This is a genomic window from Paenibacillus sp. FSL H3-0286 (genome assembly GCF_045040705.1).
GTDB classification, from domain to species: domain Bacteria; phylum Bacillota; class Bacilli; order Paenibacillales; family Paenibacillaceae; genus Paenibacillus_AQ; species Paenibacillus_AQ odorifer.
The window spans coordinates 4,370,468-4,385,267 of record NZ_CP150285.1 but is presented as its reverse complement, the minus strand read 5'-3'; the positions used below and the strand labels follow the sequence as shown (position 1 = coordinate 4,385,267).

The 14,800-nt window shown below is 44.0% G+C and carries 14 protein-coding genes; all 14 read left to right on the top strand.

The features are described 5' to 3' along the window. Positions 1-8: 8 nt before the first annotated feature. The 14 genes from topA (at position 9) to MHB37_RS19620 (ending at position 14,792) form a co-directional block, all read left to right on the top strand. Entirely contained in the window at positions 9-2,108 is a 2,100-nt protein-coding gene (topA, locus tag MHB37_RS19685) for a type I DNA topoisomerase (RefSeq protein ID WP_036688567.1), read from the top strand. A gap of 8 nt (positions 2,109-2,116) precedes the next feature. After that, the gene (trmFO, locus tag MHB37_RS19680; protein WP_076100371.1) at positions 2,117-3,499 is read left to right on the top strand and encodes an FADH(2)-oxidizing methylenetetrahydrofolate--tRNA-(uracil(54)-C(5))-methyltransferase TrmFO; all 1,383 of its coding nucleotides are present in this window, start codon (positions 2,117-2,119) and stop codon (positions 3,497-3,499) included. Between the two features lie 17 nt (positions 3,500-3,516). Continuing rightward, on the top strand, positions 3,517-4,059 hold the full coding sequence (hslV, locus tag MHB37_RS19675; protein ID WP_036688562.1) for an ATP-dependent protease subunit HslV: 543 nt from the start codon (positions 3,517-3,519) through the stop codon (positions 4,057-4,059). A 33-nt stretch (positions 4,060-4,092) separates the two neighbouring features. Beyond that, positions 4,093-5,493 (top strand): ATP-dependent protease ATPase subunit HslU, encoded by a 1,401-nt coding sequence (hslU, locus tag MHB37_RS19670; RefSeq protein ID WP_036688559.1) that lies wholly within the window; start codon positions 4,093-4,095, stop codon positions 5,491-5,493. A gap of 388 nt (positions 5,494-5,881) precedes the next feature. Next, entirely contained in the window at positions 5,882-6,289 is a 408-nt protein-coding gene (flgB, locus tag MHB37_RS19665; protein ID WP_036688558.1) for a flagellar basal body rod protein FlgB, read from the top strand. 6 nt (positions 6,290-6,295) lie between these two features. After that, positions 6,296-6,742 (top strand): flagellar basal body rod protein FlgC, encoded by a 447-nt coding sequence (gene flgC / locus MHB37_RS19660; RefSeq protein ID WP_036688555.1) that lies wholly within the window; start codon positions 6,296-6,298, stop codon positions 6,740-6,742. A gap of 33 nt (positions 6,743-6,775) precedes the next feature. After that, positions 6,776-7,087, top strand: coding sequence for a flagellar hook-basal body complex protein FliE (fliE, locus tag MHB37_RS19655; protein ID WP_036688553.1), 312 nt, complete (start codon positions 6,776-6,778; stop codon positions 7,085-7,087). 34 nt (positions 7,088-7,121) lie between these two features. Then, entirely contained in the window at positions 7,122-8,708 is a 1,587-nt protein-coding gene (fliF, locus tag MHB37_RS19650) for a flagellar basal-body MS-ring/collar protein FliF (protein WP_405168391.1), read from the top strand. A 4-nt stretch (positions 8,709-8,712) separates the two neighbouring features. Next, on the top strand, positions 8,713-9,729 hold the full coding sequence (gene fliG / locus MHB37_RS19645) for a flagellar motor switch protein FliG (RefSeq protein WP_036688550.1): 1,017 nt from the start codon (positions 8,713-8,715) through the stop codon (positions 9,727-9,729). Beyond that, positions 9,722-10,570: a FliH/SctL family protein gene (locus MHB37_RS19640; protein WP_036688548.1), complete on the top strand. Its 849-nt coding sequence runs from the start codon at positions 9,722-9,724 to the stop codon at positions 10,568-10,570. Before fliG ends, MHB37_RS19640 begins: the two co-directional genes overlap by 8 nt. Further along, positions 10,563-11,876, top strand: coding sequence for a flagellar protein export ATPase FliI (gene fliI, locus MHB37_RS19635; protein ID WP_036688546.1), 1,314 nt, complete (start codon positions 10,563-10,565; stop codon positions 11,874-11,876). Before MHB37_RS19640 ends, fliI begins: the two co-directional genes overlap by 8 nt. 9 nt (positions 11,877-11,885) lie before the next feature. Continuing rightward, positions 11,886-12,329, top strand: a complete 444-nt coding sequence (gene fliJ, locus MHB37_RS19630) for a flagellar export protein FliJ (protein ID WP_036688544.1) — start codon at positions 11,886-11,888, stop codon at positions 12,327-12,329. A 39-nt stretch (positions 12,330-12,368) separates the two neighbouring features. Next, positions 12,369-13,286 (top strand): MotE family protein, encoded by a 918-nt coding sequence (locus MHB37_RS19625; RefSeq protein ID WP_076127908.1) that lies wholly within the window; start codon positions 12,369-12,371, stop codon positions 13,284-13,286. A gap of 24 nt (positions 13,287-13,310) precedes the next feature. After that, entirely contained in the window at positions 13,311-14,792 is a 1,482-nt protein-coding gene (locus MHB37_RS19620; protein ID WP_076279612.1) for a flagellar hook-length control protein FliK, read from the top strand. Positions 14,793-14,800 lie beyond the last annotated feature (8 nt).

Genomic DNA, 14,800 nt, shown 5'->3' with positions numbered 1-14,800 from the left:
AAGAGTCTATGGCAGATGCATTAGTTATTGTCGAGTCGCCTGCAAAAGCGAAGACAATTGGCAAATATCTAGGTAGTAAATATATTGTAAAGGCATCAATGGGACATATTAGAGATCTACCGAAGAGTCAAATTGGTGTTGAGGTGGAGAATGATTTCAGTCCCAAATATATTACTATCCGCGGTAAGGGATCTATATTGAAGGAATTGAAAGACGCTAGTAAAAAAGTTAAAAAAGTTTATCTCGCAGCTGACCCCGACCGCGAAGGGGAAGCAATTGCTTGGCATTTGGCGCATGCGCTGGATTTAGATAATACACAAGAATGCAGAGTTGTTTTTAATGAGATCACCAAACAAGCGGTAAAAGATGCTTTTAAGACACCGCGTAAGATTAATATGGATCTCGTGAATGCACAGCAGGCTAGACGTATTCTGGATCGACTGGTAGGGTACAAGATTAGCCCTCTATTATGGAAGAAAGTCAAAAAAGGTTTATCTGCTGGACGTGTACAATCCGTTGCCGTGAAGATCATTATGGATCGTGAGAATGAAATCTCCGCTTTTGTACCCACCGAATATTGGAGCATAACAGCGAAGCTTGGAATCCGGGATTCCGTCTTTGAAGCTAAGTTTCATAAGCTGAATGGTGTGAAAAAAGAACTGAACCAGGAAAGTGATGTTCAGGAAGTTCTTGAAGCCATTAAGAACGCATCTTTTAAGGTGAGTGATGTGAAGGAGAAGGAAAGACAACGTCATCCTTCGGCTCCTTTTACCACCAGCTCCCTACAACAGGAAGCAGCCCGTAAGCTTGGATTCCGTGCCGCTAAGACAATGTCTGTTGCACAGCAGCTATACGAAGGTGTGGAACTCGGTAAAGAAGGTACCGTAGGTTTGATCACTTATATGCGTACTGACTCCACGCGTCTCTCTGTCACCGCTCAGGATGAAGCTAAAGAGCTTATAACAGCTAAGTATGGTGAGAAGTTCTTGCCAGAATCCCCACGGCAGTATTCTAAAAAGGCAGCTGGAGCACAGGAAGCGCATGAAGCGATTCGTCCTACTTCGGCATTACGCGAACCTGAAATGGTCAAAGAGTTCTTGAGTCGTGATCAATTCCGTCTCTACAAGCTAGTGTGGGAGCGATTCGTATCAAGTCAGATGTCTTCTGCCCTGCTGGATACGCTTTCGGTCGATATTGCTGCAGGTACTGCTACATTCAGAGCTGTTGGTTCGAAGGTTTCATTCCCCGGGTTCATGAAGGTTTACGTAGAAGGCAACGATGACGGAACTACAGATGAAGACAAGTATTTGCCGCCGCTTCAAGCGGGAGATGCTTTAAATAAGCAGGAGATCGAGCCTAAGCAGCACTTTACACAACCGCCTCCACGATATACGGAAGCAAGACTTGTAAAGACGCTTGAGGAGCTGGGTATAGGCCGTCCAAGTACATATGCCCCAACGCTGGAAACCATCCAGAAGCGTGGTTATGTGGCTATTGAAGAGAAAAAATTCATGCCAACCGAACTTGGCGAGCTTGTAATAGAGCAGATGGAGCAATTTTTCCCCGAAATCCTAAACGTTGAATTCACCGCGAACATGGAAGGGGATCTTGACCATGTGGAAGAGGGATCAGAAGACTGGGTAAAGGTTCTTGCAGAGTTTTACGAATCGTTTGAGAAGCGTTTGGTGTTTGCGGAAGAAGAGATGAAAGAAATTGAGATTGAAGATGAAGTCTCTGATGAGATCTGTGAGAAATGCGGCAAACCTCTCGTGTATAAGCTGGGTCGCTTTGGGAAATTCCTAGCATGCTCTGGCTTTCCGGATTGCCGAAACACGAAACCGATTATCAAGGATATTGGCGTAACTTGCCCTAAATGTCATGAAGGTAAGGTTGTGGAGCGACGCAGCAAAAAAGGGCGAGTTTTCTATGGCTGCGATCAGTACCCTGGTTGTGATTTCGTTTCATGGGATAGACCTTCTATAAAACCATGTCCATCATGTGGATCTTGGATGATTGAGAAACGTAATAAGCAAGGAACCAAGCTACAATGTACATCTTGTGATCATACAGAGGCGGTTCTAGACAACGAAGAAGAATTAGCAGATTAATAGTCTCTATGGGAGGAAAAAAGACAGTGTCAGATACAGCAAAAGTAACAGTAATTGGAGCGGGTCTCGCAGGAAGCGAAGCCGCTTGGCAAATAGCATCACTAGGAGTACCGGTAAGATTATATGAGATGAGACCCGTAGTAAAGACACCAGCCCATCACACGAATCAATTTGCTGAACTGGTATGCAGCAACTCCTTGCGTGCGAATGGATTAGGAAATGCTGTAGGTGTATTGAAGGAAGAAATGCGGCGTTTGAACTCTCTTGTATTAGGTGCTGCTGACCGACACGCGGTACCCGCAGGAGGAGCACTTGCCGTAGATCGGGACGGATTCTCAGGTGAGATCACCCATACTTTGCATAATCATCCGCTCGTTGAAGTCATAAATGAAGAACTTACGCATATACCGGAGGAAGGGATTGTTGTTATTGCAACGGGCCCACTAACTTCACCGGCATTATCTGCTGAAATAAAAGGGCTCCTGGGTGAAGAGTATTTCTACTTCTATGATGCAGCAGCACCGATTGTTGAGAAAGACACCATTGATATGAACAAGGTGTATTTGGCTTCCCGTTATGATAAGGGAGAAGCGGCTTATCTGAATTGTCCGATGACAGAAGAGGAGTTCGACGTGTTTTATGATGCGTTGATTTCTGCTGAGACAGCAGCACTCAAGGATTTTGAGAAAGAGATATACTTTGAGGGCTGTATGCCTATTGAAATCATGATGAAACGCGGCAAGCAAACAGCGTTATTTGGCCCAATGAAGCCAGTAGGACTTATCAATCCGCATACAGGTAAACTTCCTTACGCGGTTGTGCAACTCCGTCAGGATAACGCTGCTGGCACACTTTACAATCTTGTTGGTTTTCAGACCCATTTGAAATGGGGCGAGCAGAAGCGTGTATTCTCGCTGATCCCTGGTCTTGAGAATGCTGAATATGTTCGTTATGGTGTGATGCACAGAAATACATTTATTAATTCTCCTAAGCTTCTGCACCCAACCTATCAGATGAAAGGCAAGGAAAGACTCTTTTTTGCTGGACAGATGACAGGTGTAGAAGGTTATGTGGAATCAGCTGCTTCCGGGCTCATTGCTGGCATTAATGCTGCACGGGCAGCACTCGGACAGGAAGGACTGATCTTCCCGCAGGATACTGTTCTAGGCAGCATGCCAGCTTATATTACTTCTGCCGATCCAGAGCATTTTCAGCCTATGAATGCCAATTTCGGTTTGTTGCCGAAGGTAGAGAAGAAGATCCGCAATAAGAAGGAAAAGAATGAAATGTTAGCTCATCGCGCTCTGGACAGTCTTGCCGAGTATGCCAACCGTACAGGACTCGCTTATTCGGAGCCGGAGGTTGTCGATAGCGAACAAAGCCCATCTTAAGGAGGTAACTTACAATCATGGTACCCAGCTTTCATGCGACTACAATTTGTGCTGTAAGACATAACGGACAGGCAGCTATAGCAGGTGATGGACAGGTTACATTCGGAGAGAGTGTTATTATGAAGACGACGGCCAGAAAAGTCCGTCGCCTGTACAGAGGACAAGTAATAGCAGGCTTTGCGGGGTCCGTTGCGGATGCTATTACCCTATTCGAAAAATTCGAGGGCAAGCTGGAGGAGCATCATGGGAACCTGCAGCGGGCTGCAGTTGAATTAGCGAAGGATTGGCGTCAAGATCGTATTCTTCGGAAGCTTGAAGCTTTGATGATTGTTATGGATAAGGAAGGAATGCTCCTGATCTCCGGAAATGGTGAAATTATCGAACCGGATGATGACGTTCTTGCGATTGGTTCCGGTGGTAATTTTGCGCTGGCTTCAGGTCGAGCACTCAAACGTCATGCACCCAATCTCTCCGCTGCGGATATTGCTAGAGAATCGCTTCAGGTAGCATCTGAAATTTGTGTGTACACTAATTCCAACATTATTGTTGAACAATTATAGACTCAGTGCCATAGAGACAAGGAGGAATTCACGATGGTGAATCAATCGCTTACACCCCGTCAAATTGTAGCCGAATTGGATAAATATATCGTAGGTCAGAAGCAAGCCAAGAAATCGGTAGCCGTTGCGCTTCGTAACCGGTATCGGCGCAGTCTGCTAGCAGAGGAACTGCGTGATGAAGTCGTTCCTAAGAACATCTTGATGATCGGACCTACAGGTGTGGGAAAGACAGAAATCGCCCGGCGTCTAGCAAAGCTTGTTAATGCACCGTTCATCAAAGTGGAGGCCACTAAATTTACTGAAGTCGGTTATGTAGGTCGAGATGTGGAATCTATGGTTCGTGATCTGGTAGAGACTTCTATTCGTATGGTGAAGCTTGAGCGTACGGAGAAGGTTAAGGATCGTGCGGAAGAACTGGCTAATGAGCGGATTGTTTCTATATTGGTCCCTTCCTCTTCCAAAAATAAATCACAAAAGAATCCTTTCGAGATGATTTTTGGAGGGAATTCTGCCCAAGAGGACTCTAAAGAAGACGCTGAGCAGGATGGAAGCCTAAGTGAACGCCGCCGTGGGGTTAGATTTAAGCTGTTAGCTGGTCAGCTGGAAGATGACATCATTGAAATTGATGTTGAGGATACAGCGCCAACTATGATGGATATGTTTGCAGGTCAAGGAAATGACCAGATGGGTATGAATATGCAAGAGATGTTCGGCAGTTTGCTGCCTAAGCGGACGAAGAAACGTAAGCTTCCTATTCGCGAAGCGCGCAAGGTACTCATTCAGGATGAGGCGGCCAAGCTGATAGATATGGATGATGTGATCCAGGAATCCGTGACTCGGGCTGAACAATCAGGCATTATTTTTATTGATGAAATCGATAAAGTAGCAAGTCAGGGAAAAGGGTCTGGACCGGATGTGTCGCGTGAAGGCGTGCAACGGGATATTTTGCCGATTGTAGAGGGCTCGACCATTATGACGAAATACGGTCCTGTGAAGACTGACTATGTACTCTTTATGGCTGCCGGAGCTTTCCATATTGCTAAGCCTTCAGATTTGATTCCAGAACTTCAAGGTCGTTTTCCGATTCGCGTAGAGCTGAGTAGTCTAACGTTAGAGGATTTCGTTTCTATTTTGACGGAACCAGAGAATGCTTTAACTAAACAATATGTGAATCTGCTTAAAACAGAAAATTTAGAAGTGGAATTCCAGAAGGATGCTATACATGAGATCGCCAAAATAGCGGCTTCAGTGAATCAAAATATGGAGAATATAGGTGCACGGCGTCTTCATACTATTTTGGAGAAGCTGTTAGAGGATCTTTCTTTTGAAGCACCTGAGCTGACTTTAGAAAAAATGGTTATTACCCCGGAGTATGTGCGCGAGAAATTGGCAAGTATAGCTCAGGATCGTGATTTAAGTCAGTATATTCTTTAAAGCGACAAAAAAACAAAAAATCTATGTATTTTGAATTTGGGCATAACGGATTAGATAAATTACAAATTGGTGTCGTGAAAACGTAAAATTATGTCAAAACATGCAATTAAAAAGAAAAAAATGAGTTGAAAATGTAAATAAATAGTAATAAAGTGCTAAAAGCCCTGTCTTTTCTAAAAAGATAGGGCTTATTTCTTATTGTAATAATATACAAATTAAATGAAAATCAATGTATGTGAAAATGCTAAGTGTTATTCATTGCGACAGCGTTCGACGGAATACCGTAAATTTAGAGTATTTTTTTCTTTATTTGTCGAAAGCAAGCAGGTTTTTTGATGGAAGTTGTGGAATTCTTTTCATTATGATAGCTTTGAAAGGAGGAATTGTCTTGGGATTGCTGAATAGTGTCAGTTTTCAACGATTGCAGGGAGGCATTGATGCTGCCTATAAACGACAAAATGCTCTAGCAAATAATGTGGCTAATCAAGATACGCCCAATTTCAAACGTTCTGATGTTTCATTCGAAAGTATCCTGCAACAACAGGAAAGTGGAATCCAATCTACACTTAGAGCGAAAGTTTCGGATACCCGGCATTATCAATTTGGCAGCAACACAATTGTTCCCGCTGCTGTTGAAAATACTGATGAAACTACCTCTATGAACAATAACGACAACAATGTGGATGTAGATCGCGAAATGGCGTTAAGCGCAGAGAATCAGCTTAGGTATAGTTCTTATGTTGAACAGATTAACAGTCAGATTTCGATGATGCGAGCCGTAATTCAAGGAGGATAAGAGAGTATGAACTTTGGAAGTAGTTTTGGGATCAGCGCATCTGCATTAACGGCTCAACGGTTGCGGATGGATGTAATTTCTTCCAACGTAGCCAATGCTGAAACTACAAGAGCATCCGTGGTGGATGGCAAGGCTGTTCCTTACCGACGTAAGTTGGTTGTTTTGGAAACGAACGAAAGTAATAAATTCTCGAATATACTAAATTCGAAAATGAATAATAGCAATGAAGGGGTTAAGGTGCAGTCGATCATAGAAGACACTTCACCATTGAAGCCGGTATACAATCCGAGCCATCCCGATGCGGATGCTGAAGGATATGTCTATATGCCAAACGTAGACATTACCAAAGAAATGGTTGATATGTTATCTGCATCTCGCTCTTATGATGCCAATGTTACGATGCTTAATGCATCCAAAGCTATGGTAAGCAAGGCACTCGAAATTGGTAGATAAATGAATGTTAATTAACTTAAGGGGGGGAAACAGTTGATACAGAATATATCTAATGGGGTTCAGGCTGTACAGCAGCTTGCAATGAAACCGACATCTTCCGAAGTTTCATCCACTCCTGCTAATTCGATGGAGAGCTTTGGCTCTTATCTTGAGGATGCGCTCAATAAAGTGGCTGATCAGGAACAACAAGCTAAGGATATGAGTAATAAATTTGTATTGGGAGAAGTGAACATTGACGAAGTGATGATTTCTTCCCAACAGGCTCTACTGAGTTTACAGTTGACTACACAAGTCCGGAACAAAGTGATTGAAGCCTATCAAGAAATTATGAGAACTCAAATATAATAAATCCTAGCTTAGTTTCGGATGGGGTGACACTGTGAATGAAAGATTTGCCCAATATCGGGAGAAGGTTCTCTTGTATTGGAACAGATTTAGTGGTAAACAGAAGAGTTTATTCTTTTCAACATTGTTTATCATTCTAATAATAATCGTAGTTATGACCATGCAGCTTTCAAAAACAGAATATGAAGTAGCATTTCAAGATTTGGACAGTACGGATTCGGCTGGAGTAATGAAAGCCTTAGATTCAGCAGGTGTTTCATACCGATTAAGTCAAGATGGAAAGAGTATTTCTGTACCAAGTACAGAAGCAGCTCGGGTCAAGGTGGATATCGGTTCTCAGGGGATTGTTCAAGGTGGCTCTATCGGATATAAAGTCTTTGACGAAAATTCGTCAATGATAGGTACAACAGATAGCGAGTTTAACGTGAAGTACAATAATGCATTAAACGGTGAAGTTGAACAGTTAATGAGACGTATGCAAGGGATTAAAGATGCAAAAGTGCTGATTAATTTGCCTAAAGAGACAGTTTTTGCCTCACAGGCTGATCAGGAGCAGGCGTCTGCATCCGTTGTGCTTTCATTTGATCCAGGATTTAGACCTACCCAAGACAATATTGACGGGTATTTCAATCTTGTGAAAACTGCTGTGCCTAATTTACCAATTGACAACATTACTATTGCAAATAATGAAATTGAATTAATGCCAACAGCTAAAGGTGGACAGGCTGGTGTCACAAACCAAGTTGAAGAAAACTTCGCTCTTCAGAAGAAATTCGAAGAAGAAGTAAAGAAAAATGTGAAACAATTCCTTAGCACTCTTACCGGTCCTGATAAAGTGGATGTTCTTGTGTTCTCAAAGTTGAACTTTGACAAGGAAAACCGGAAGGAAGATCTTGTTACCCCTGTGGATACAGAGAACATGAAGGGGATTGAGATCAGTTCACAAATAATTAGTAATTCGTATTCGGGTCAAGGTAACACGACTGGCGGAGTGGCTGGCACTGGTTCTCAAGATGTTACGGGCTATCCTTCTAATGCGGGTGCGGATACTTCTACCTCGGAGGAATCTTCGGAAACGAGGAACTTCGAAGTTAACCGAATTACTAAAGATGTTATTGCTAGTCCGTATACTGTTAAAGACTTAACCATAAATGTTGCAGTTGAACCACCTTCAGGAGAAAAAAGTTTAGATGATGCAACATCAGCTGCAATTCAAAATATTTTGGTGAATATTGTTCGCGCTTCTCTTGCAGATTCAGGTACTACATATACAGACGCTGATTTGACCAAAAAGGTTTCGGTCTACTCGCAACAATTTGGTGGCACCGATGCCAACACCGTTAAAGGTGGTCTCGCTTCTTGGATGATATGGGCTATCGGAGCAGCAGCATTGCTGGTTGGAGCAGGTGGAGGATATCTAATCTACCGGAGTCGTAAACAGACTGTGGAAGAGGAAGATGAAGACATTCCATTGCAGGTTCCTACTGAATTTCCTTCTATTAACTTGGAGAGCGTGACGAATGAAAGTCAAGTTCGTAAGCAATTGGAAAGTTTGGCCAAGAAGAAGCCAGACGAATTCGTAAATCTGCTGCGTACATGGCTTGCAGACGAACAGAGGTGAACTAATGGCAAAGGCTAGCCAGCAGGGACTTAGTGGCCGTCAAAAAGCTGCGATCCTGCTTATCACACTAGGGCCCGAGGTATCGGCGCAAATTTTCAAACATTTAAGAGACGAGGAGATTGAACAGCTGACTCTTGAAATTGCTAATGTTCGCAAAGTGGACAGCGGTGAAAAAGAGTCGATCATGTCTGAATTCCATCAGATATGCCTCGCCCAGGAATATATATCACAAGGCGGTATTAACTACGCTAAAGAAATTCTGGAGAAAGCGCTTGGGTCAACAAAAGCAATGGAGGTCATTAATCGTCTGACTGCAACATTGCAAGTAAGACCTTTTGATTTTGCACGAAAAGCGGATCCTAATCAGATTCTCAACTTTATCCAGAATGAAAATGTACAGACTATTGCACTTGTATTGTCTTATCTGCAATTTGAACAAGCTGCTGCAATCCTTTCCTCACTTCCTCAAGAGAAGCAGGCAGAGGTGGCGAGAAGAATTGCTGTGATGGACAGTACCTCTCCAGAGGTAATTACGCAAATTGAACGTGTGCTGGAGCAGAAGCTTTCCGCTACAGTAACCCAGGATTATACAAATGCTGGTGGTATCGAATCAATTGTACAAATCTTGAATGGGGTTGACCGGGGGACAGAACGTACGATTCTGGATTCTCTCGAAATTCAAGATCCAGAGCTTGCCGAAGAGATCAAAAAACGGATGTTCGTATTCGAAGATATTGTTAATGTGGACAATCGTTCAATACAGCGCATTGTTCGTGATATCGATAATGCGGATTTACAGCTTGCACTCAAGGTTGCCAGCGAAGAAGTACGGGATGTTATTTTCAGAAATATGTCCAAGCGTATGGCAGAAACGTTCCGAGAAGAAATGGAATACATGGGTCCTGTGCGGCTGCGTGATGTTGAAGAAGCACAGACTCGTATTGTAGGCACGATCCGCAGACTCGAAGAGTCTGGTGAAATTATCATCGCTCGTGGCGGAGGAGATGACATCATTGTCTAAGCTGATCAAACACTCCCAGTATGTTCCGGTTGATGTCTTTAAGAGACTGGAACAGGCCCGGCAATATGCGGGCCTAACTGAGGAGCCCGTTCCCGAGGAGACTTTAAGCGAGACTGACTATCATGATCCCGCACGTGAAGAGGCAGAAGAGACGCGTAAGCAAATGCTTAAGGACGCTCAGGATTTTGCTGAAGAGCAGGTTCGGAATGCATCTCTTGAAGCGGAACAGATTGTAGAGTCCTCGAAAGCGGAGGCTGAAGAGTGGTGGAAACAACGGCGTGAGCAGGATGAACATCTGATCGAAGCTATCAAAGCTGAAGCTCATCAGCAAGGTTATGAGGAAGGTGTTTCTCAGGCTGAGGAAGAGATGAAGCATAAGATTGCAGAGATGATGGAAGAAGCGCGTGCTGTTTTGACTGAGGCGTATAAAGCAAGAGAAGTGATTATTCAGGAAGCGGAGCCTTTTTTAGTAGAGTTAAGCTGTGATATTGCAGAGAAAATTGTGGACAAGCAGTTAACGGTAGAACCACAATTCGCAATGGACTTAATTCGCAAAAATCTGGCTCGTAAGCGAGAACAGGGTTTGATCTCACTTTGTGTATCCCCAGCGCAATTCGCTTTTGTGAATGCTGCTCGGGAAGAATTATCACTAGCTGTTGATTCACAGGCTGAACTGCAAATCTTGCCCGACTCAACGGTAAAAGACCAAGGATGTGTTATCCGCTCTTCCTTTGGCAGCATTGATGCTCGAATCGACACTCAGCTCGCAGAGATCAAGAAAGAGCTGGTAAGAATTGCGCTGGACACCGATGAGCAGAGAAATGGGGAAGACGATGCTTAATAGCAACCGTTATAAGGAGCAACTTCGTAATCTCGATCCGGTGAGGATCAATGGGAAAGTGACGCAGGTAATCGGTCTAATGGTTGAATCGGAAGGTCCTGACGCAAGTATAGGTGATGTATGCTACATCTACCCTTCTAAAGGAAACAAACCGCTGCAAGCTGAGGTCGTTGGTTTCCGTGATAACAAGGTACTATTGATGCCACTTGGTGAACTGCAGGCGATTGGACCTGGTTGTGATGTAGTGGGCACTGGTAAGCCGCTTAGCGTGCAAGTAGGTTCTGAATTGTTAGGAAAAGTACTGGATGGTCTGGGGCAGCCGCTTGATGGCTCTCTCATTCCAGCACGAATGCCACATAGCTCTACCTTTAATATTCCTTCCAATCCACTTAATAGACCGCGGGTGCAGGAACCCATCAGTATTGGTGTGAGAGCGATTGACGGTTTGCTAACGATTGGCAAGGGACAGCGGGTCGGTATTTTTGCTGGCTCGGGGGTCGGCAAGAGTACTTTGATGGGGATGATTGCCCGGAATACATCGGCCGACGTAAATGTTATTGCTCTGATTGGTGAGCGTGGCAGAGAAGTATTGGATTTCATCGAACGTGATTTAGGACCAGAGGGCTTGCAGCGATCCGTAGTAATTGTTGCTACCTCTGACCAACCTGCATTGATTCGCATAAAAGGTGCGCTTATCGCTACAACGATTGCCGAGTATTTCCGCGATCGTGGACTTAATGTAATGCTGATGATGGATTCGGTCACCCGTTATGCCATGGCCCAACGTGAAGTTGGACTTGCAGTTGGAGAGCCGCCAGCCATGCGGGGATATACACCTTCGGTGTTTGCCAGCTTACCCAAACTGCTGGAACGTGCCGGTACAGGTCCTACAGGCTCTATAACAGCCTTCTATACGGTACTGGTTGATGGTGATGACATGAACGAGCCGATCGCAGATGCAGTAAGAGGAATACTTGACGGACATATTGTACTCAATCGAAATATTGCTAACAAAGGACACTTTCCAGCAATAGATGTTCTTTCCAGCATAAGTCGAGTAATGAAGGATATTGCTCCAGAAGAACAGATTGCAGCAGCGGAGAATGTGAAACGCCTTATGGCCGTTTATAAGGATTCAGAGGATTTGATTAATATTGGAGCTTATCAAAGAGGCTCTAATGCTCAAATTGACGAGTCGATGGAATTTATCGACAGTATTTGGGATTTCACCAAACAAAAGGTGAATGAAAAAGTTACGCTGGCTGAAGTTCAACAGTCTTTAATTTCACAGTTCTCAAGGAGTTGATTCGGTATTATGAGGTTTCATTATACTTTTCAAAAAGTCGTTGACTTGAAGGGCAATGAGAAGACACAGGCAGAATGGATGCTCTCAAGCGCGCTTGGAGAATTGCAGGCACAGGAAAGAAGCCTGGATGAACTCATCTTTCAGCGGAGTGCTATCATGCTATCCTTACAAAATGCCGCAGAGCAAAAGACACCTATGATTAAGATTCGTGAAATGCAGGAGTATGTGGAATATCTGGATAAATGCATTGCCCGTAAGCATACGGACATTAGCCGTGCACATCAAGAAGTCCAGAAGAAACAAGATCAGTTAAGCACTAAGGTTTTAGATGAAAAAGTATGGTTGAAGGCAAAAGACAAGGCTGAGACACTGTTTCAGCAAAGTATGATTTTACGGGAACAAAACGAACTGGATGAGATGGCAACCGTCCGCTTCGCGATGAAATCCCTCTAACCCGGGAGGTTTCCGCTAGTGGCTAATATTGATAATGATATGGAACTTGAAAATGAAGGGTCAGCGGGGAAATTTGAGCGGTTCTTATTCTTAATGATACCGATTATCTTCACGCTAGTACTGCTTGGAGTACTGTTGACGCTTTTTAATATGGACATTCGTAATAATGTGCTTGAAGTTGCGAATAAAATTCCTATCCTGGAAAAATGGGTTCCTGATCCGCCTGCAGATCCTTCTAAACCGAAGGAAGAAAGCAAAAAGCAGGAAGTGAGCTCAGCGACAACGATTAAGGAGCTTAAAGCTCAGCTCGCCCAGCAGGAAGAAAACCTGAAGAAGGTTACAGATGAAAAAACAGCCCAGGATACCAAGGTTCAGGCGCTAGAGTCACAGATTGAAGGTATGAAGAAGGAAGCTGAAACCGCAGAGGCAAGCACAGAAGAAACTGAAGATCCTTATCAGAAACAGGTTTCTGATTTGGCTAAGCTGTATGCGGGCATGAAAGCTTCGAAGGCTGCACCGATCATGGAGAATTTAACTACAGAAGAAATGGTACAGATCTTCAGTGTCATGAATAAAGCGAGTAAAACTGCAATTTTGGAAAAAATGGATCCGCAAAAGGCTGCAGATGTAACGATTAAGTTAAAAGAAACCACATCTTCGAGTGACATGGCGATCGCAGCCCTTCAATCTAGATTGAAGAAAGATGCCGGCACAACAGCAACAGCAACAACCAGTAAAAATTTGGATAAGGAAAAGTTGAATCAGACCTTCAGCTCAATGACTCCTGCTAATGCAGCATCGTTACTAGGAGAAATGTACAAGATTAGCCCTGATAAAGTCGTGACGATTATGAATACCGTAAGTGATAGTGTTCGTTCATCTATTTTGGGAGAAATGACTAAAAATGATAGCGCGCAAACTGCGAAAATTGTTAATCGTCTGATGGGTGCTAAATAGATAGGGAAAGGAGGTGAAAAATAAATGAGTTTAGTCGTTCAATCGCTTGTGAGTGCAAACGCAACTGCAGTAAATGGGAGTTCATCGACTACAACGGGCACAACAACGACGAGTGCACCATTTGCTCAAACCCTGGTACAAACCATGGGAGGCAATGCCAACACCCCGTCGACTCCAGCTGAACCCCTATTGGGAAATCTAGCTTCTTTGCTGCAAGGCCTGTTAAAGGAAGTGCAGCCGACTGGAGAAGAGCAAGCAGGGCAAGACGCTCAGAAGGGTGAGCTCCTTGAAAAACTTGCTGCTGATGTTGAGAAGCTGGATGAAAGTATCAGTAGTGATCCAGCTCTGTTGGTAGCCTTGCAAGCTTGGATTCTTCAGGTATCTGCACTTCTATCTGGAAGCCATGCTGCAGAGAATGGTACTACTACAACGGAAGCAGAAGTGGCTGGAAGCTTGTCACCATTGGCACAGAATGCTGATACATTAAGATTTGCAGTTCAAGATGACTTGCAGAGTTTAGTTTCTATGATTCAAGAAGCTGCAGTAAGTGGCAATGAGGAAGTTGCAACTAAGGGAATCAGTTTATTGAATAATTTCACAGCGCTTTTAGAAGAGTCCTCCTCTAACACTAATAAGGGGAAGGGAAAGACCAGCAATGTGAGTATTAATTCTGATTCTTCTTTACAACAGCCCGTTATTACTGAAAGCAAAAATAACCCAACGGATAAAACAATTCAGAATGTGAGCAGTCGTTCCGGAGAAGCTGTTGTAGTGAAAAATGATACGGTTGTAAGCTCGCCTGTGATATCAGGAACTGTGCAAGAAGCTGAAGCAGAGACTGCGAACACGCCGTTAATCAAGACAGGCGTAACCGGGGAAACGAAGACAACAGAATCTGCTCAAGATTCCACGCTAGGAATTACAGCTAACGAAGGGGATCATGAGGTTGTTACTGCGGGGCAGTTATCTCTGCGCGGAGGAATTACAGCACCGCTGAAGGCTGAAGTGCCAGCAGCACCTGTTCCGGTTCAGCAATTTGCTCAGGAAATGACAGGTTTCATTACAGGCAAATTAGAGATTGTGCAAAAAGGTGGGATCGCTGAAGCGACTATATCCCTTTTTCCAGAAAATCTCGGACAAGTTGATGTTAAGATCACCATGCAAAATGGTCATTTAGTTGCCCAGTTCATGACTGAACATACCGGCGCTAAAGATATGCTGGAACAACAAATGAACCAGCTTCGCGCTGCATTGCAATCTCAAGGTCTTCAAGTGGAGAAGCTGGAAGTTACGCAAAATAATACCCCACTCAATTCGCAATGGGGGCAGGAAGGACGCCAACCTAATTCCGGAAGTGGACAGCAGGGTAGACGTTCCAAAGAAAGCAGAGAGGAAGCCAGTGATGCTGTTCTAGCCGCAGAGCTGAATGGTGAATGGAAGGACTGGGTTTCAAATGCGGGACAAGAAGATCAGTCCCAAGGTGGATCTTTTTCTGCTAAGGCTTAACTTTAATA